General features: G+C 66.0%; 18 protein-coding genes. 4 read left to right on the forward strand and 14 right to left on the reverse strand.

The window, feature by feature from the left end; all coding sequences use genetic code 11:
• Nucleotides 1-2: 2 nt before the first annotated feature.
• From pqqE to P0D87_RS03505, 11 genes are all read right to left on the reverse strand, one after another.
• Nucleotides 3-1,247, reverse strand: coding sequence for a pyrroloquinoline quinone biosynthesis protein PqqE (gene pqqE, locus P0D87_RS03455; protein WP_053859347.1), 1,245 nt, complete (start codon nt 1,245-1,247; stop codon nt 3-5).
• Between the two features lie 4 nt (nt 1,248-1,251).
• Nucleotides 1,252-1,521, reverse strand: coding sequence for a pyrroloquinoline quinone biosynthesis peptide chaperone PqqD (gene pqqD / locus P0D87_RS03460; protein WP_029965995.1), 270 nt, complete (start codon nt 1,519-1,521; stop codon nt 1,252-1,254).
• A complete protein-coding gene (pqqC, locus tag P0D87_RS03465; RefSeq protein WP_053859346.1) occupies nt 1,518-2,255 on the reverse strand; it encodes a pyrroloquinoline-quinone synthase PqqC in 738 nt (245 codons plus the stop codon). The genes pqqD and pqqC overlap by 4 nt, the downstream gene beginning before the upstream one ends.
• A 43-nt stretch (nt 2,256-2,298) precedes the next feature.
• Entirely contained in the window at nt 2,299-3,219 is a 921-nt protein-coding gene (pqqB, locus tag P0D87_RS03470; protein ID WP_053859345.1) for a pyrroloquinoline quinone biosynthesis protein PqqB, read from the reverse strand.
• A complete protein-coding gene (locus P0D87_RS03475; protein ID WP_053859344.1) occupies nt 3,216-4,196 on the reverse strand; it encodes an alpha/beta fold hydrolase in 981 nt (326 codons plus the stop codon). The genes pqqB and P0D87_RS03475 overlap by 4 nt, the downstream gene beginning before the upstream one ends.
• Nucleotides 4,193-4,759 (reverse strand): cytochrome b, encoded by a 567-nt coding sequence (locus tag P0D87_RS03480; RefSeq protein WP_029965989.1) that lies wholly within the window; start codon nt 4,757-4,759, stop codon nt 4,193-4,195. Before P0D87_RS03480 ends, P0D87_RS03475 begins: the two co-directional genes overlap by 4 nt.
• A 14-nt stretch (nt 4,760-4,773) precedes the next feature.
• Nucleotides 4,774-5,625: a formylmethanofuran dehydrogenase subunit C gene (locus P0D87_RS03485; RefSeq protein ID WP_053859343.1), complete on the reverse strand. Its 852-nt coding sequence runs from the start codon at nt 5,623-5,625 to the stop codon at nt 4,774-4,776.
• Nucleotides 5,622-6,581, reverse strand: coding sequence for a formylmethanofuran--tetrahydromethanopterin N-formyltransferase (gene fhcD / locus P0D87_RS03490; RefSeq protein WP_053860732.1), 960 nt, complete (start codon nt 6,579-6,581; stop codon nt 5,622-5,624). Before fhcD ends, P0D87_RS03485 begins: the two co-directional genes overlap by 4 nt.
• Nucleotides 6,582-6,627: 46 nt before the next feature.
• Nucleotides 6,628-8,340: a formylmethanofuran dehydrogenase subunit A gene (locus P0D87_RS03495; RefSeq protein ID WP_053859342.1), complete on the reverse strand. Its 1,713-nt coding sequence runs from the start codon at nt 8,338-8,340 to the stop codon at nt 6,628-6,630.
• A complete protein-coding gene (locus P0D87_RS03500) occupies nt 8,337-9,746 on the reverse strand; it encodes a molybdopterin-binding domain-containing protein (RefSeq protein ID WP_053859341.1) in 1,410 nt (469 codons plus the stop codon). Before P0D87_RS03500 ends, P0D87_RS03495 begins: the two co-directional genes overlap by 4 nt.
• 356 nt (nt 9,747-10,102) lie before the next feature.
• Complete coding sequence (locus P0D87_RS03505; protein WP_053859340.1) at nt 10,103-10,891, reverse strand: HisA/HisF-related TIM barrel protein; 789 nt, start codon at nt 10,889-10,891, stop codon at nt 10,103-10,105.
• A 13-nt stretch (nt 10,892-10,904) separates the two neighbouring features.
• On the opposite strand from P0D87_RS03505, the gene P0D87_RS03510 reads away from it, so the two are divergent.
• The 3 genes from P0D87_RS03510 to P0D87_RS03520 all read left to right on the forward strand — a co-directional run bounded on the left by P0D87_RS03510 (nt 10,905) and on the right by P0D87_RS03520 (nt 13,852).
• Complete coding sequence (locus tag P0D87_RS03510; protein WP_053859339.1) at nt 10,905-11,981, forward strand: ATP-grasp domain-containing protein; 1,077 nt, start codon at nt 10,905-10,907, stop codon at nt 11,979-11,981.
• Nucleotides 11,978-13,117, forward strand: a complete 1,140-nt coding sequence (locus tag P0D87_RS03515; protein ID WP_053859338.1) for a hydantoinase/oxoprolinase family protein — start codon at nt 11,978-11,980, stop codon at nt 13,115-13,117. Before P0D87_RS03510 ends, P0D87_RS03515 begins: the two co-directional genes overlap by 4 nt.
• A 144-nt stretch (nt 13,118-13,261) precedes the next feature.
• Nucleotides 13,262-13,852 (forward strand): amino acid kinase family protein, encoded by a 591-nt coding sequence (locus P0D87_RS03520; protein ID WP_006046586.1) that lies wholly within the window; start codon nt 13,262-13,264, stop codon nt 13,850-13,852.
• A 77-nt stretch (nt 13,853-13,929) separates the two neighbouring features.
• Here P0D87_RS03520 and P0D87_RS03525 read toward each other — a convergent pair whose 3' ends face one another.
• The 3 genes from P0D87_RS03525 to pqqA all read right to left on the reverse strand — a co-directional run bounded on the left by P0D87_RS03525 (nt 13,930) and on the right by pqqA (nt 15,484).
• Nucleotides 13,930-14,673, reverse strand: a complete 744-nt coding sequence (locus P0D87_RS03525; RefSeq protein WP_053859337.1) for a (5-formylfuran-3-yl)methyl phosphate synthase — start codon at nt 14,671-14,673, stop codon at nt 13,930-13,932.
• Nucleotides 14,674-14,725: 52 nt separating this feature from the next.
• Nucleotides 14,726-15,310 carry a DUF447 domain-containing protein gene (locus P0D87_RS03530; protein WP_053859336.1) on the reverse strand — a complete coding sequence of 195 codons (585 nt, stop codon included), beginning with the start codon at nt 15,308-15,310 and terminating at the stop codon, nt 14,726-14,728.
• Between the two features lie 99 nt (nt 15,311-15,409).
• Nucleotides 15,410-15,484 carry a pyrroloquinoline quinone precursor peptide PqqA gene (gene pqqA, locus P0D87_RS03535; protein ID WP_013342881.1) on the reverse strand — a complete coding sequence of 25 codons (75 nt, stop codon included), beginning with the start codon at nt 15,482-15,484 and terminating at the stop codon, nt 15,410-15,412.
• Between the two features lie 490 nt (nt 15,485-15,974).
• Between pqqA and P0D87_RS03540 the strand changes: the two genes are divergently transcribed.
• Nucleotides 15,975-17,474, forward strand: coding sequence for a form I ribulose bisphosphate carboxylase large subunit (locus P0D87_RS03540; RefSeq protein ID WP_053859335.1), 1,500 nt, complete (start codon nt 15,975-15,977; stop codon nt 17,472-17,474).
• Nucleotides 17,475-17,582 lie beyond the last annotated feature (108 nt).

Genomic DNA, 17,582 nt, shown 5'->3' on the forward strand with positions numbered 1-17,582 from the left:
GGTCAACCCCCGGTGTGGCCGTTTTCGTTTGGCTCGTCGTGCGCCGTTTTTTGCACCTTGTTTTGCGGTGCATGCGCGCCCGTCAGCTTGCGCGAGTTTGCATCGTTGCGGAACATGATGGGCTGCTCTCGCGGTTCATGCGCCGCCGCCGCGAGACGCGTCACGTCGACCACTTTTTCATGCAACGGCGACTTGTCGCACACAGGGTCCGCATTGGCCGCATCGCCGGTGAGCAGATACGCCTGGCAACGGCAGCCGCCGAGATCGTTTTCCTTCTCGTCGCAACTGCGGCACGGCTCTTTCATCCATTGCAGACCGCGGAAACGATTGAATGCGTCGCTCTCGTACCAGATCTCGCGCAGCGGCATGTCTTTCACATTCGGCAGCACGAGGCCGGGCAGCGCGCGCGCCGCGTGACAGGGCAGCGCGGCGCCATCCGGCGCGACGCCGAGAAACACCGCGCCCCAGCCGTTCATGCAGCGCTTCGGGCGTCGCTCGAAATAGTCGGGCACGACGAAGAAAATCTTGCAGCGGTCGCCATGCGTGCGCCGATAGCGTTCGACCACCGCTTCGGCTTCCTCCAGTTGTTCGCGGGTCGGCATGAGCTGCGCCTGATTGTGATGCGCCCAGCCGTAGTACTGCGTGTTCGCGAGTTCGAGGTATTCGGCGCCCATCGCGAGCGCCATGTCGATGATCTTGTCGACGTGCGGCAGGTTATAGCGATGCAGCACGCAGTTCAGCACCATCGGAAACCCATGCTGTTTGATCGATGCCGCGACGCGCTGCTTCAGATCGAACGTGCGTGTGCTGCTCAAGAAGTCATTGAGTTCCTGAGTCGAGTCCTGAAACGACAACTGAATGTGATCGAGCCCGGCCGCTTTGAGGTCGCCGAGGCGCTTGTCCGTGAGACCGACGCCCGAGGTGATCAGATTCGTATAGAAGCCGAGCTTGCGCGCTTCGCCGACCAGCACTTCGAGGTCGTCGCGCATCAGCGGTTCGCCGCCCGAAAAGCCCAATTGCGCGGCGCCGAGCGCGCGCGCCTCGCGCAGCACGCCGAGCCATTGTTCGGTGCTGAGTTCGCGATTGTGATCGGTGTAGTCGACGGGGTTATAGCAGAACGCGCAATGCAGCGGGCAGCGATACGTCAGTTCCGCGAGCAGCCACAGCGGCGGCGCGACGCTCGCGGGCGTCGCTTCGGGCTGTGCTTCAGTGTGAATGTCGGCAGCAGGTTGCGAGAGATCGGTCATTGCGCTACTCCAGCCATCCGCGCGAATGCGCTTCGGTCACGAATGCGCGTACTTCGGGGCCAAGTCCTGTTGCGTTGAACGCCTGCTCCAGATCGGCGATAAGCGTTTCGATGTCGCGCGTGCCGTCGCAACGCTTGAGGATTTCCGCCGCGCTCTGATTGAGCTTCACCATCCCTTCCGGATAGAGCAGCACATGCGCGTTCTGCGCCGGTTCCCATTGCAGCCGGAACAGCTTGTTGAGCGCGGGACGATCGGCGTTGGACGTGTCGTTCATTGCGGAAAGGCCTTTTCGATCGAGTCCAGCATGGTCCACAGAATGTCGAGCTTGAATTGCAGAATCTCGAGCGCGCGTTCCTGTTGTTCGCGCCGCGTGAAGTAATTCAGCGTGACTTCGAGGCCGTGCTCCACGTCGCGCTGTGCGAGCGTGATGCGCGAGCGAAAGTACGCGAGGCCGGACGCTTCGATCCACGGATAGTGTTCGGGCCAGCTCGCGAGCCGGTCGCGATGAACCTGCGGCGCGAACATTTCGGTGAGCGATGAACACACCGATTCCTGCCACGGCGCGCGGCGCGCGAAGTTCACGTACGCGTCGACGGCGAAGCGCACGCCAGGCGTCACGTGTTCGAGCGACCACAGTTCGTCGCGCGAGAGGCCCACTGCATCGCCCAGGCGCGCCCATGTTTCGATGCCGCCTTCCTCGCCGCCGTAGCCGTCGTGATCGAGAACGCGCAGCACCCAGCGGCGGCGCGTTTCGCGATCCGGGCAATTGGACATCACGGCCGCGTCCTTCAGCGGAATGTTGATCTGATAGTAGAAGCGGTTCGCGACCCAGCCGCGAATCTGTTCGGGCGAGCAGCCGCCGCTATTCATCTTCACATTGAACGGATGATGAATGTGGTACGCCGTGCCTTTCGCGCGCAACTGCGCTTCGAATTCCTCACGGGTCCAGGCTTCGTCGCGGGCGCGCTCGCTGCCTGGCGTCGTACCCAACGTGTCTTTCGCGTTCATGCAATCTCCCGTTCCTGCGCGACGCGTGCTGCGTGGCCGCGCTTCATAGTTCGAAGGTCATGCCGTCGTAGGCAACTTCAATGCCGTGCTCCGTGAGAAGGCGGCGTTCCGGGCCATCGTCGACGAGAATCGGGTTGGTGTTGTTGATGTGGATCAGCACCTTGCGCGCGTTGTTTGCGTCGAGCGAATCCAGTACTTCGATCATGCCACCAGGTCCCGATTGCTGCAGATGACCCATATCCGCAGCGGTTTTCTTCGAGAGGCCGAGGCGGATCATTTCATCGGCGGTCCACAACGTGCCGTCGACGAGCAGCAGATCCGCCGCGCGCATCGCCTCGAGTACGTGCGGTTCGATCTCGCCGAGACCGGGCGCGTAAAAGACGCGCTTGCCGGTCTGCCGGTTCGTGAACACGAGCCCGATGTTGTCGCCGCGCTCAGGCGAATTGCGATGCGGCGAGTAGGGCGGCGCCTTGCTGGTGAGCGGCAGCGCGTCGATCTGCACGCCGGGCAATGCGTCGACGCTGAGCGGCGCGCCGTCGAGCGCGATCCGCCGATGCTCGACGCCGCAGTAGTGCGAGAGAATCGGCGCGATTGGAAAACCGCTCGTCAGGTCCTGCCAGACGGCGTCGGTTGCATGGAGCGGCAGCGGCGTGTCGCGCTCGCGCAGCATCAGGAGGCCGGTGACGTGATCGATCTGCGCGTCGATGACGAGCACCGCCGCGATGCCGCTGTCGCGCGCGCGGCGGGCCGGTTGCAGTTCGGGGTTCGCGGCGATCTGCGCGAGCAGATCGGGCGACGCATTCACGAGCAGCCAGTCCTCGCCGTTCGCGCTCACCGCAATCGACGATTGCGTGCGGCGCGTGGCCTTCAGCGTGCCGCGCCGCACGCCGTCGCAATTGCGGCAGTTGCAGTTCCACTGCGGAAAGCCGCCGCCCGCCGATGAGCCGAGTACCTTGATTTTCATGCCGCGCGGCGCAGCGTGCGCCCCTCGTCGGTGAGTGGAAGAAACAGTGTTGTCAGTGCATCGGCCACGCGTGCATGCAAAGCGGGATCGCTTGCAAGATGGCCGGCGCGCACGCATTCAATGTGAGCATTGGGAACCGCTCGCGCGAGGCGTCGCAGGTTATCCGGCGGACACACGGGATCGCGCGAACCGTGCACCGCAAAGAGCGGTACGCCGGCCGCGGCGGCGCGGCGCGCGAACGACAGCAACCGCGCTTCGCCGAGCCAGCAGTGATGCATCAGGTAATGCGCCTGAATGCGGTACTTGCCGACGAGCTTGCGGCTGTCCTTGTGCGAGAGCCTGGCCGGTACGAGCCTGCGCCGCGTGTTCGCACTCGCGAGCACGGCGTTTTCATAGCCGCGCCATGCGAGCGCGAGCTTGCGCTGCTGGGCCTCGCTTGCGCGGCCGCGTTGCAGTCGCGCATGGCATTGCGAAAGCAGCGCAGCGGGCCGCTTGCAATGCGCAGCGGCGCAGAGCTTTTGCCATGCGCGCGGCGCGCGTTTTCGCGACGTGACGAACAGGCCGCGAACCTCGCGCATCGACGTGAGAAAAAGGCCGCGCAACACCACGCCCGTCACCGATTGCGGATGCCGTCCCGCATAGGCGAGCGCGAGCGCCGCGCCCCACGATCCGCCAAGCACGCCCCAGCGTTCGATGCGAAGCCGCGCGCGTACCGCTTCGATGTCTTCGATCAGGCGGTCGGTGCGATTGCGGCGCACGCCGCCGCGCGGCGTCGAGGCTCCAGTGCCGCGCTGATCGATCAGCACGACCCTGAAGCGCGTCAGGTCGAAGAGCCGCGTTGCGTCAGGCTGACTGCCGCTGCCTGGGCCGCCGTGCAGGACGACGACCGGCACGCCGTCGTCGGCGCCGGCAACCGTGAACGACACGCGATGCGCGTCGCGCGTGCGCAGCGTGCCGGTTGTTCGCGCCCGCGTCATGGCAGCATCCTCGCGAGCAGATTGTCGCGGTCGATCCATTGATGCTTGATCGCGCCCGCCACATGCAGCACGATCAGCGCGATCAGCAAATACGCCGTCACTTCATGAATGCCGAAGAACAGTTCGCGCAAGCCGCGATCGTCCCAACCCCACTTCGGCAGCGGAATGCCCCAGAAGCGCGTCCCATAGCGGTTGAACGACGAGCCGAGATAGCCCGACACAGGCATGACGACCATTGCCACGTATAAAAGGCCCTGCGTAGTGCGCGCGGCGGCGCGTTGCCACGGTCGCATCGGCGGCAGGGGCGGCCGATGAAAGGCCGCCCGCGCCGCGATGCGTAGAAGCACCAGCAGGAAAACTGTGAGTCCGATGGATTTATGAAGGTTCAGCAGCGTCGCCTTGAGCGGCAGGCCCTTCGGCAGTCCGACCATATAGAGCCCGAGCGCAAGCAGGCCGATGATGCCGAACGCGATCAGCCAGTGCAGCGCGATCAACGAGCCCGCATAGCGCTGCGTGGACGTGTCGGCGCGGCGTTGTGCGGAAGAAGCATGCGCGGTCGTCATCTCTGCCTCCCTGGTTAGCTCATCACGAGTATTTCGCCGCGCCCGTCGACGGCGGCGTCGCCCGCATAACGGCGCGGCAGCGCGGTCGCGCGCCACTGCGAAAACGGCGCGATTTCGCCCGCGAGACTGCGTACGAGCAAGGACCAGAATACGTCGAAGCCGCGGCCGCCGTCGGCGAAAGTGGGCGGCAGACTAGTGGGACGCTGCGCAAGCAGCAGGGTTCCGCGCCGCATACCGTACGCATAGTGTGCGCCCAACCGGCCTGCAATGCCGATGGTCCCCGCCACGAGCCGCGACGCCGCGAAGTCGCCCGCATCGCCGCCGACCAGCACGAGCCCGCGGCGCATCCGGTCGGCGAGCCGCGCGCCCGCGTTGCCGTGAATCGTCAGCGTGCCGCCCGTCATTCCTTCGACATCGCCGGCAAGCGCGCCCGCCGCGAAATCGCCGCAATCGCCCGCGACGGTCAGCCGTCCGCCGCGCATTTCGCAGGCGGTGAAGTGACCGGCGTCGCCGTCGATACGCAATACGCCGCCCGCCATCTGGAAGCCGCTGTGATCGCCCGCCGAACCGCGCACGATCAGATGGCCTTGCGTCATGCGCGCGCCGAGACGGTCGAGCCACGGGACGGCGTCTTCGATCACGAGCGCGGCTTCGGCGTTCTGTGCGTTGTGTGCGTCGGGCGCTGCGTCGCCGTCGCGCGACACATCGAATACATCGCCGACGACGCAACGATCGTTGCCCGCGGGCAGCACGAGGCGCTCGATGTCCGCGACCGCGAGCGCCGCCAGCGTTGCGGGCAGCAACGCCGAAGCATCGACGCGAAAACCTGGCGCGGTACGCACGCGCAATGTCGTCACGACGCTCATGCGCTGCTCCCGCCGAGGCCGCCGGCCAGTTGATGCAGATGGAAGTGATACGGGCCGAGCTTGCCGCCGTAATTGCCCGCGGAAATGCGCAGCAGGCCGCCTGCGCGCCCGAGCCCCGCAGCGGCGACGATGCCCCCCGTCATCGCCGCGCCGACATCCGCTTCGGTGAGTCCGTCGATCACGATTTCCAGCACGCAGCCCACTTCCGCGCTCAACTCGCTGCGCGCGGAGAGGCCGGCGAGCGTGGGACAGAACGCGTCGTTGGTGGACGCGGTCGCGCCTTTGTACTTCGAGCCGACCTTCGATCCCGACCGTACGACGCCGCCAGGAAACGGCAGGATCACGCTCGGCAGGCGGCGCATCGCGTCGACGGCGGCTTCGGCGGCGGCGAGCGCAGCGTCGATGTCGCGCGCGAGCAGGATCAGATTGCCGCCGCCCACGGCCTTCACCGTGGGCGCGGTTTCTTCGCAGACGAACTCGCCGTCCATCACCGGCACGCGCCAGTAACGCGTGTCGCCGAGCATCTTCGAAATCTGCCAGCCGTCGCCGAAAAAGCGCAGGTTCTCGCCGAGCGGCGCGAGATCCGACAGCGGCGCGCGGCTCGTTTGCGGATCGATGCCGCGATACACGGCCGTGGTCGGACACGTGAGCACGCATTGACCGACGCGCCGCTCGATCTGCTTCGCCAGTTCCTTCGACGACACCGCGAACAGCAGCACCGCGACGCCGGGGCGACCATCCGGCGTGTCGTCGCCTTCAAGCGTGCGTTCGATGCCCGCCTCGCAGCCGCAGCCGATCACCGAGGTCGCGAAGCCCGTCAGCGAGTGCGCCGCGTTCATCGCCCACGCCGGCGTATGCGCGGTGATGACGAGCCGCGTCGCCTTCATCGGAAACGCTTCGGCGAAGGTGGCGTCGATCGTGGTGCCGTTGATCTGCAAGGTCGGCGTGTCGCTCATCGTGTGCGGGTCACGGTTCGGGGTGACGGTCGTCGGGTCAGCGGTTTCAGCCATGTCGTTGACCGTTCGCGAAGCATTCGACCGGCAACAGCTTGCCGCCGCGGCAGCAGTGGCAGATCTCGTCGTCGCCGATTGCGGCATGCGCGAAGTTGCTCGCGAGATTCGCTTCGCTGTACGCGCGGATTCGCTTCTCGATGCCGCGATCGAATTCGGGCGACACGAAATGAATGCCGCCCGTTGGCGTCGAGACCAGCGTGCCGTCGCGCGCGACCAGTTCGCCGTCCTTGAACACATAAGCGGGCGACGTGAACATCCGCTCGCGGTCGGCATCGTCGCGATACACGGCGATGTCCGCCGCCGCGCCCACGCCGAGATGGCCGCGGTCCTTCAGGCCGAGCAGACGCGCCGGCCCCGCGCGCGTGATGGTCGCGATCTCGTACAGCGAGAATTCGCGCGTCAGTTGCGGCAACGCGCTCGCCACTTGCGCGTCGGGATGCAGCTTCGCGAGTTGCTCGTCGCGAAACGATTTGTCCATCAGCAGACGAATCAGATGCGGATAGCTCGTAAACGGTCCGCCGTTCGGATGATCGGTCGTCATCGCGACGCGCCACGGGTCGTCCACCAGCAGAAAGATTTCGAGCCCGATGATCCACTGCAACGCATTCACGTAGCTCTGCTCGCGATAGCGGAACGGCACCACGCCGCAGCCGGCGTCGCATTCGATGTCGCCGACGATCCACTTGTGCGGCCGCGCGAGCGGCGCGTTGCGGAACTGCATCATGGTGTCGCCGGAAGCGGTGACAGTCTGCCCGAAGATGATCTGGCCGACGTCGATGGACACATTCGGCCGCGCATTCACGGCCTCCGCGATGCGCCGCGCGCCCGACGAAAACTTCTGCGGCCCTTCGACGCCATAGCTATGAAACTGGATATGCGTGAGGTGGATGGGCAGGCCGTCGGCGGCGTCCATCGTCGCGATCGTCGAATCGATGTTGCCGGGCACGCCGAGATTGCTCGCGTGCACATGCAGCGGATGCGGCACGCGCAGTTCGGTGAGCGCGCGTGTCAGCGTGTGCAGCACTTCGCGCGGCGTGATGCCGTAATGCACGTGCGGTTCGTCGACATCGAGCGAGCGCTGGTTGAACTTGAACGCCGAGATGCCGCCCGGATTCACGACCTTCACGCCGAGCGCCTTGCTCGCATGAATCGTCCAGCCGACGTAGTCGCGCAGATGCTCGAAATCGTCGCGCGCGGCCAGCATTTGCAGGAACAGTTCGTCGTTGCCGAGCATCACGTACGCGCCGTGATCGATGATCGGCGTGTCGCCCATCTCGAGGTGCGTGTGGCGCGCGTTGGAGGCGATCATCGCCGGTTCGAATGCGGCCGTGTAGCCCATTTCGGCGTAACGGTAGCCGGTTGCGAGCGTGCCGGGCGCGCAGACGCCGCAAGACGGCAGGCGCAGATAGCGGCCGTTTGCGTCCCGCACGGATTCGTACGATGCGTCGCGCACGGGATCGTCGCGATGATCCTCGGGCAGCAGGAGACGCGACAGATTGGTCTTGCCGCCGCCGATATGCGAATGCATGTCGATGCCGCCCGCCATCACGATCATGCCGGTCGCGTCGTATTCGCGGTCGGCTGGAGCGTTCGCGGGGACGTCGACGATGCGGCCGTCGCGGATCGCCAGGTCGCGGCGCTCGCCGTCGACGCCGTTGGCCGGATCGAAGAGGGTGCCGCCCTTGAGGCGGATGAGCGTCATGGCTGGGCCTCTGCGTGAGACGCGGCGAGCGGCGTGGCCAGCAGCGCGCCAAGCTTTGCGGCAATCGTTCCGACCGACGGAAGCCCGGCGCGGCGCGCGGCGGTGAGCGGCATCACGACCGAGCTGTCCACACGGAACAGATGCCCGCCGCTGTCCACAGCCGGTGTCGCCACTGGAATAAACACGGTGTCCTTGCCGCGTGCCGCCGCGCGCTGCGCGAGAGCCGGATGCCCGAGCACGATGAGCGGCACATCGTCGGCAAGCGCTTCGGGCCACGCGGGCGGCGCGAAACTCGCGACCCACAAGAGCGCGTCGACTTCGCGATTCGCGAGCAGTCTTTCGGTGCGATAGCGATACGGATCGTAGTCGAGCGGCGCAGTCCCCGCGATACGCGCCGGTGTCGATACGCGCGTGCGAAGCGGCAGTCCCGAGAGCCAGGTCACCGTCTGGTTGACCGTCAACGCGCCGTCATCGCCGCCGAGCGCGAGGCCGCCCGCGCGCGACTTCAGATTCGATGCCTTCACGATCCGGTTCAACGCTTCGATCAGCAACGCCGCATGAGGGCCGGGCAACGACGCGGGTTCGTACACGAGCACCGTGTAGCGCGCGGCATCGATGCGAGCCTGAAGCGCCTGCAACGCGGCAAGCGTGCGCTGCGCGTCTTGCGCATCGGCGACGTCCTGATGCAGCGAAGTCGGCGGACGCCGGTCGCTGATCGTCGACCACAGCGCGAGCGTATCGAACGGATCGGCGTCGGGCAAAATCGACTCGACCCGCACATGCCCGGAGCCAGGTCCACTCGCCGCCGGGTCCGCTTCGCAGCCGATGAATACGAGTTCGCGCGGCGTCGTCGTTCCCTCGATGGTGCGCGTGAAAAAGCGCGGATAGCGCCGCGATGGCTGGCAGCCGAAAAACAGCAGCAAATCGGCGCGCGACCGCACTTCGGAAAGCGTCGTGAAGAACGAGCCGCGGTCCTGAAGCGCGAGCGTCGCGGCGCTCATTGCATCGCCATGCCGATGATCGAGGATCGCGCCGCAGCCGGCAGCGAGCGTGTACAGCGCACGCGCGCCGGCCACATCGGTCGCCAATGCGCCGAACAGCGGCCGCGGCGCTGACGACAGAATGTGCGCCGCGCGCGTGAGCGCCGCGTCGAGGTCCACCGCGTTTCCGTCGATGCTCGCACTGCATTGCGCATCCGCGGCGCCATAGTGCGTGAGCGCTTCCAGGAGGCGCGGGCAGTCGGTGTTCTGCGCGGCGAGCGTCGCGTCGTCACGCGATTCGATCGCGAGGTCATCGCAAAGCAGCGGACAGAACGGGCAGGTCCAGTCGCGCGTGATCGACGCGGCGGCCGAGGGGGCCGCGCCCGAGGGGCTGGTCGTCGACGGATCGGTGGGCGAGAGGTGCATGGGGCGACTTTTAGCAAGCTCCATGCCGACGCGTTTCATCGCGCGGCAATAGTGCGGTGCAAATGCATGGTGCTTAGGTCGCGTTGTGCTTGAATGTGTATGCCGGGCGAACGGCCGCGAGGGCGCGCCGTGTCCGAACTCAGACCCACAAACGCCTGCCGATTGAACAGCGTGCCCGACTTCGCGAAGGCCGCCCGCTGCGCCGCGCCGCGCTATGCGCCTGCGTTGTCCGCGTACAGGTTGTGTGCCGTTCTGGAGCAGAGTGTCACCCGTGGCCGGCGAAAGCACGATAAAGCCTGGCCGTTGTTTACCACCGCACCGCTTCCGCCGATTGGCATGGAACTTGTTTTGCTCGCCTACGTCGACGCTGCGAGCGGCAGGCCGATGCGGCCATCGTGCAGCGCCGACGCGACGAGCCAAGCGCTTGCGCCGGTACGGGCCGCAGCAGCCAGATCGCCGCGATCGCGAATGCCGCCCGCGCCGATCACCTGAGTATCGGCAGGCGCGCTGGCTCGGATGCGTTCGAAGGTGGCGAGATCGGGACCGTCGTAGCTGCCGACCTGATCGAGCGTCATCGCGATGACTCTGCGCGGCCACCATGAGCGCGCGGGCTCCTGGCATTCGTGAGCGGCAGCGGCGCTAAGCAGTTGGCCGGCGCGATGGTCGAGCGAGAGGATCGGCGAGGTTGGCGAGATTGGCGAGGTTGGCGACGCGGCTGTTTCGGCGGCGCGCAGTGCGTGAATGTCTTGCAACGATTCTGTGCCGAATACCGGCACGAGCGTCGCGAGCGCGTGCTGTGAGTGCTGCGGGTGTTGCGGGTGCTGATTGCTTGCGTCGATGCGCGCGAACAGCGCCTGCATCGACGCGAAGTCGGCATAGCCCGCGTCGAGCCAGATGTCGATGCCGGGCAGCGCGGCGCGCAACGCGGCAAGCGTCTCGATGTGAGCGCGCTGCTGAAGGATCGCGCCGAGGTCGGCGATGTAGAGCGTACGGGCGCCGCTTGCAGCAAGCAGCGCGCGGGCGATGGCAAGCGGCTCGCTGGTGGCGGCAAGCGACGAACGTATCGGCAGATAGGCGCTCCGTTCGCCGCGTACCGCGCGCACGACGTGGCCGTCGAGCAGATCGAGAACCGGTATCACCTGCATAGGGGCGCGTCCTTTGACCAAGATCTTTGTCTTCGAGTATCTCACCGGCGGCGGCATCGACCCGGCATTGGCCGGCGCGGCGAGTCTCGCCGACCTGAGCGCGCTGATCGTCGAAGGCCGCGTGATGCGCGACGCGCTGGTCGCGGACCTGCGTCAACTCGACGATGTCGAGCTGAGCTTCGCAACCTCGCGCTTCGAAAACGTCGACCCCGCGCTCGCTCATTGTATGGCCGCGCCGGGCGAATCGATGACGGCTTTCGTCGCGCGCGCGGCTCGCGAACATGACTACGCATGGATCGTCGCGCCCGAATGCGACGGCTTGCTGCTGCATCTGTACGACGCGGTCGGCGCGGCGCGCTGGCTCGGCTGCGCGAAGGAAGCGATCCGCGTCACGTCGAGCAAGAGCGCGACCGCCGCGTGCCTCGCCGCGAAGGGCATTGCGACCACGCCGGCCATCGAGCCCGGTCATGCGGCGGCCAATGCAATGGCTCACGCGGGGCGCAAGTGGGTCGTGAAGCCGGACGACGGCGCGGGCGGACTCGACACCTTCGTATTCGACGATTTCGCCGAAGCCTGCACCGAATACGATGCGCGCGCGGCAGCGGCGCGTAATCCGGTGTTGCAGGAGTGGGTCGACGGCGAGCCGCTGAGCCTTTCGCTGATCTGCGACGGCAAGCGCGTCGAACTCGTCAGCATCAACCGGCAACGGATCGGGCTCTCGGAGAGCACGGCGCCGGGGCAGCGCGCGAGCATCGTCGAATTCGACGGCGTGACGGTCAATCAGATCGACACGGCCAGCGACCAGGGTCGGACGCTGCGCGAACTCGCTCATCGCGTCGCGGAGGCGATACCGGGGCTGCGCGGGTTTGCCGGAATCGATGTGGTGTGGCATCCGTCGCGCGGTCCTGTGGTCATCGAGGTCAATCCGCGACTGACCGTGGCTTATGCGGGTTTGTCGGCGGCGCTTGGGCGCAACCTTTCCGCGGTGTTGCTGGGCGCGCATGGGGTTCGGGTTGGCGAACCTCGCAAAACCGCGAGCGCCGCGGCGCGCGAGTTCGACACTCACTCCGCTTGCGGAGCGCAGCCATGAACGCGCCGCGCATGGAACCGGTAGGCCGCTCGCCGGTGTTCGGCTGGGACGTCGGCGGCGCGCATGTGAAGGTGTCGATGAGCGATGCCGGCGGCGTGCTGCTCGACGTCGGCCAGTGGGCCTGCCCGTTGTGGCAAGGGCTCCAACATCTCGAGCGCACGATCGACCTTGTATTCGAGCGCTGGCCGGTCGCGAAGACCTACGCGGCGCGTCATGCGGTGACGATGACCGGCGAAATGGTCGACCTCTTCGAGGACCGCTCGCAAGGCGTGCGCGCGATCGCCGCCGCACTGGCGCAGCGGCTCGGGCCGCGCGTCGCTTTCTACGCGGGCGAGGCCGGCTGGTTGACGCGTGAGACGTGCGCGGCCGGCTGGCGCAGCGTCGCGTCGGCGAACTGGCTCGCGACCGCGCACTGGCTCGCGACGCGCGTGCCGAATGCGTTGCTGATCGACATCGGCAGCACGACGACCGACATCATTCCGGTCGCGAACGGGCGTGTGGTTGCGCGCGCATCGACGGATGCCGGGCGGCTCGCGACCGGCGAACTCGTGTATCAGGGCGTGGTGCGCACGCCGCTGTGTGGCATCGCGCGGCGCATCGAATTCGGCGGCGCGGCCGTCAACGTGATGAACGAATGGTTCGCGAGCACCGCCGACGTCTACCGGCTCACGGGCGAACTCGCGCCGCAATACGACCTCTACCCGAGTGCCGACAATGGCCCGAAAACCGAATTGGCGAGCCGAAGGCGAATCGCGCGGATGATCGGCCGCGACGCGCACGAAACGAGTCCCGCCGAATGGCGCGCGTTCGCGTTGCGCTGGCGCGAGTTGCAATTGCGCGAGATCGGCGCGAACCTGACGCGCGTGACGGCCGCGCATCCCGAACTGGCGGCCGCGCCGCTGGTGGGCGCGGGCTGCGGACGTTTTCTCGCGGCGGCGCTCGCACGCGAGGAGGCGCGCGGCTACATCGATTTCGGCACGCTCGCGGGAGGCGCGGCGGATCAGGCGGAGTGGGCGGCGACCTGCGCGCCGAGCGTCGCGGTGGGTTTGCTTGCAGCGGCGCGGTATGGGAACGCGGGCGACGTGACGGCCGGCGAGGGCGCCGCGAGCGTCGATGCGGCTTTTCGCGCCGCGTGAAGGGGACGCGGGCGATGCAGTGATTGTGGCTAGAGGAAAACGCAGGCAAACGGCACAAACCATCCACAGGAGGACCGGCATAGAAGCAAACAGGCAGCGAAGCGGACAAGCAAACGAGGTTAATCGCAAACGAGGACGACGATCATGTGGGTGGTCAAGATCGGGGGCAGCCTGAGTCATGAGCCGGCGCTGCGCCAATGGCTCATGGAGCTATGCGAGGTGGGGGGCGGGCGCATCGTCATCGTTCCCGGCGGCGGCGATTTCGCGGACAAGGTGCGCCAGTACCAGAGCGAGTGGTGTTTCGACGACCTCGCCGCGCACAACATGTGTCTGCTCGCGATGACCCAGTACGCGCTTCTGATGCAGGGCGTGCTGCCCGAACTCGTGCTTGCATCGAGCGAGGCGAAGATTCGCCGCGCGCTGCGCGATGGTCACGTCGCAGTCTGGGTGCCGACCGCGCTGATGCGCGACACGCCCGACGCGATGAGCAACTGGGACACGACCTCCGACAGCCTCGCCGCCTGGCTCTCGACGATGCTCAACGCCGAGCGCCTGATCGTCGTGAAGTCGTGCCCGATAGCGGGAAACGAACGGCTCGACGCGCTCGCGGCGTCGGGCGTGGTGGACCGCCGTTTCGTCGATTACGTGAACGAAGCGAACTATGTGGTCGAGCTTTTCAACAAGGACAACGTCGAATTGATGAGAGACCGGCTGTTGAATACGCCGGTGATTTGAAGGCTGCCGCAGTGGTGCATGCGTTACCTGCACGACATGCGGCTCTTGCAGCGAGCCGTGGTCGCCACACGCGCTCATTAAGCGCCGAGCGTGCCCACCACCACAGAATCCACGTCGCCACCCGCGCCTCGAACGCCGCCCGATCCGCTATGCAGCGCATCCGCCCAATCGGCGACGCGTTGCGGATCGAGCCGCGAGCGCCGGCCATCGACGCACAACGCCGTGCGAAAACCCGCGACATCCGGCGCGAGCGCGCGAATCTGTTCCAGTTGAGCGAGGCCCAGCGAGCCGGCGAGGCCGCACATCGCGCCTTGCTGTCGCACGAGCCGCAGCCAACGCGCGAGCGAATCGCTGTCCACGTGATCGAATAACGTACTGCCGTCTTTCGTCGAGGTGTCGAACATCACGCCGACAAAACCAAGCGACGCGGCATGCGCGACCAGTTCGCCCTCCAGGCCGCCGTCGCACAGCAGCACCGGCACGACCGCCGCCGGCAGATTCGCGAGTTGTTCGAGGCAACGGCGCGCGGCTGGTCCGGGCGTCACGCCGACCTTCACGTAATCGACGCCCGTATCGCTCACATCGATCACGCGCGCGGCGATTTCGTCGAGCGCTTCGGGCGGAAGGTCGCCGATCGTCGCGCTGATCGGCTTGACCGGATAGCGGGCGCGCAGCTCCCGGACGATCCGCGCAATATCGCCAATCGACAAACCGCCCAACGCGCCCGCGTTCGGCTCTTTCAGGTCGATCAGGTCCGCGCCGGCGCGGGCCGCGTCGAATGCTTCGTCGTGCGAGCGGACGCTCGCAAGCAATGCCGTCATCGGTGTTCTCCGAAAAAAGCGGAAAAAGCGGGAGGGATACGAAATAAGCGAACTAGGCGGCCTGGCCGCCGGGCGATGCAAGCCGCTCGCGATGTCGCGCGATCGCCGAAGTGAGCCATCCCCACGCGGTGCGTTCAATCTCGCCGGCGGTTTTGTCGATGGCGATCTGCAGATAGGCCATCTCGCGATCGACCTTGTCGGCCGGCAGCATGAAGAGCCGGCTCACGAGAATCGAGCCTTCGACGACCGCCGCCTGCGCGCGGTTAAAGCCCGTGAAGGGCGCATGCGTTTCGCGGTGCACGCATTTCATCCGCAGCACCGGGCGCTCGTTGTCGTCGCGCAACTCGTGCAGTTCGAGCTCGGCGTGCGCGAGCGATTCGGCGAGTCTCACGCTCGCGACGCGGCTCGCGGCGAGCGTCGGCCAGTCGGTTGCGCAATGCGTGACGCAGCCGGCGAAAACGCGGACGTCGGTGGTGAAGTTGAGAACCGCCGCGCGGGTGGCGACGATATTGTCGAGCGTGACGGACGGACGAAAAGGCGACAGGACGACGAAGTCGCCCTCGTAACGGGCTCCCATCGGCGCGACATGTGGACGGCCATCGCTCGCTGCGGTAGTGACGATCGTTTCGTGGATCATGGATGGGAACGCATGTCGTGGCAGCACGTCAGGCCGCCCGTATGGCTGACGATTAACAATCGGTCCGCAGAGGGGCCGCATTACGCGGCCCATGCGGGCTTAACGCGTAGCGATATACATCGTGATTTCGAAACCAAAACGCATATCGGTGTAGCTCGGAGTCGTCCATTGCATATGTGCTTCCTCCATCGGTTGATACAGCGTCATGCCGTCGGCCCGGCAAGGCGCCGGACTTCATGGGCATCATCGGCTACGCAAGGTTCGTGCCGCAATGGCAATCGCACTCGATGCAGCCGATGCCGCGCCGCGACACGGTTTTCGCCGGATAGCGGCGGCGGGTAGCTTCGCACGCCGCGCGGGTGCCTGACGGCATTTCGTGCGGCGCACTGTTCCGATAATGCAGCAAAGTGTGCCACCGCGCAGCAAAGACCCTGGTGCGGGTGTCACTTAGGGTTCGTCCTGAGCACTAGCGTCTGGTGCTGGTCGGTGAGGACGGCATTTGAGTTCACCTGCCAAAACCCCACACCACCCTGTGCGATGAATAACCGATCGCTTAACTCTGCCAAATAAAATCGTGAATTCCCGTCGATGACGACCTTGCCTACAGTGCACACAAGCGCTTCGTTCTTCCGGCAGCGCGCCTGTCCACCATCGAGGATACGTCATGAACGATTTCAGTCAACCGGCGATCGAGTCCCTCCACAAGCCGCGCAATGCGGGCGATCCTCGCGAGCGTTATGCCGCGGGCGTGATGAAGTATCGCGAGATGGGCTACTGGCAACCGGATTACACGCCGAAAGACACCGACGTCATCGCGCTGTTTCGCATCACGCCGCAGCCGGGCGTCGATCCGGAGGAAGCGGCCGCCGCGGTGGCCGGCGAATCGTCGACGGCAACCTGGACCGTGGTCTGGACCGATCGCCTCACCGCGTGCGACATGTACCGCGCCAAAGCGTATCGCGTCGATCCGGTGCCCGCGTCGAGCGCGAGCGAGCCGCAGTACTTCGCGTACATCGCGTATGAACTCGATCTCTTCGAGGAAGGCTCTGTCGCGAACCTGACCGCGTCGATCATCGGCAACGTGTTCGGCTTCAAGCCGCTCAAAGCGCTGCGCCTCGAAGACATGCGCATACCTGTTGCTTATCTGAAGACTTTCCAGGGACCGCCGACGGGCATCGTCGTCGAACGTGAACGGCTCGACAAATATGGCCGGCCATTGCTGGGCGCAACGGTGAAGCCGAAGCTCGGCCTCTCGGGCAAGAACTATGGCCGCGTCGTCTATGAAGGTTTGCGCGGCGGGCTCGATTTCTTGAAGGACGACGAGAACATCAACTCGCAGGCTTTCATGCACTGGCGCGACCGTTTCCTCTTTTCGATGGAAGCGGTGAACCGCGCGCAGGCCGAAACCGGCGAGGTGAAGGGGCACTACCTGAACGTCACCGCGGGCACGATGGAAGACATGTACGAGCGCGCCGAATTCGCAAAGCAACTGGGCTCGTGCATCGTGATGATCGACCTCGTGATCGGCTGGACCGCGATTCAGTCGATGGCGCGCTGGGCGCGCAGGAACGACATGATTCTGCACCTGCATCGCGCGGGACACAGCACGTACACGCGGCAACGCAATCACGGCATTTCGTTTCGCGTGATCGCGAAGTGGCTGCGCATGGCGGGCGTCGATCACGCGCATGCGGGCACCGCGGTCGGCAAGCTCGAAGGCGATCCGCTCACCGTGCAGGGCTTTTACAACGTGTGCCGCGAGGCGCATAACGAAGTGGACCTGTCGCGCGGCATCTTCTTCGATCAGCCGTGGGCCGGTTTGCGCAAGGTGATGCCGGTGGCCTCGGGCGGCATCCACGCGGGGCAGATGCATCAACTGCTGGACCTCTTCGGCGACGACGCGATCCTGCAGTTCGGCGGCGGCACCATCGGTCATCCGGGCGGCATTCAGGCGGGCGCTGTTGCCAATCGCGTCGCGCTCGAGTGCATGGTGAAGGCGCGCAACGAAGGGCGCGACATCCGTCAGGAAGGGCCGGAGATTCTGGAAGCAGCGGCGCGCTGGTGCGGGCCGCTCAAGCAGGCGCTCGATACGTGGCGCGACGTGACCTTCAACTACGCGTCGACTGACTCGCCGGATTTCGCGGCCACGCCGACGGCGGCATAGGTGGCTCACGTAGCTTAAACCCCGCATCAAAAGATCACGGATGCAAGTTCGCAGCGGTGCCGACCCACCGCGCGTGACACCGCTTGCGCCGTCCGAACGTTGCAGTCA

It is taken from the genome of Paraburkholderia sp. RL17-368-BIF-A (genome assembly GCF_046054045.1).
Classification (GTDB): Bacteria; Pseudomonadota; Gammaproteobacteria; order Burkholderiales; family Burkholderiaceae; genus Paraburkholderia; species Paraburkholderia graminis.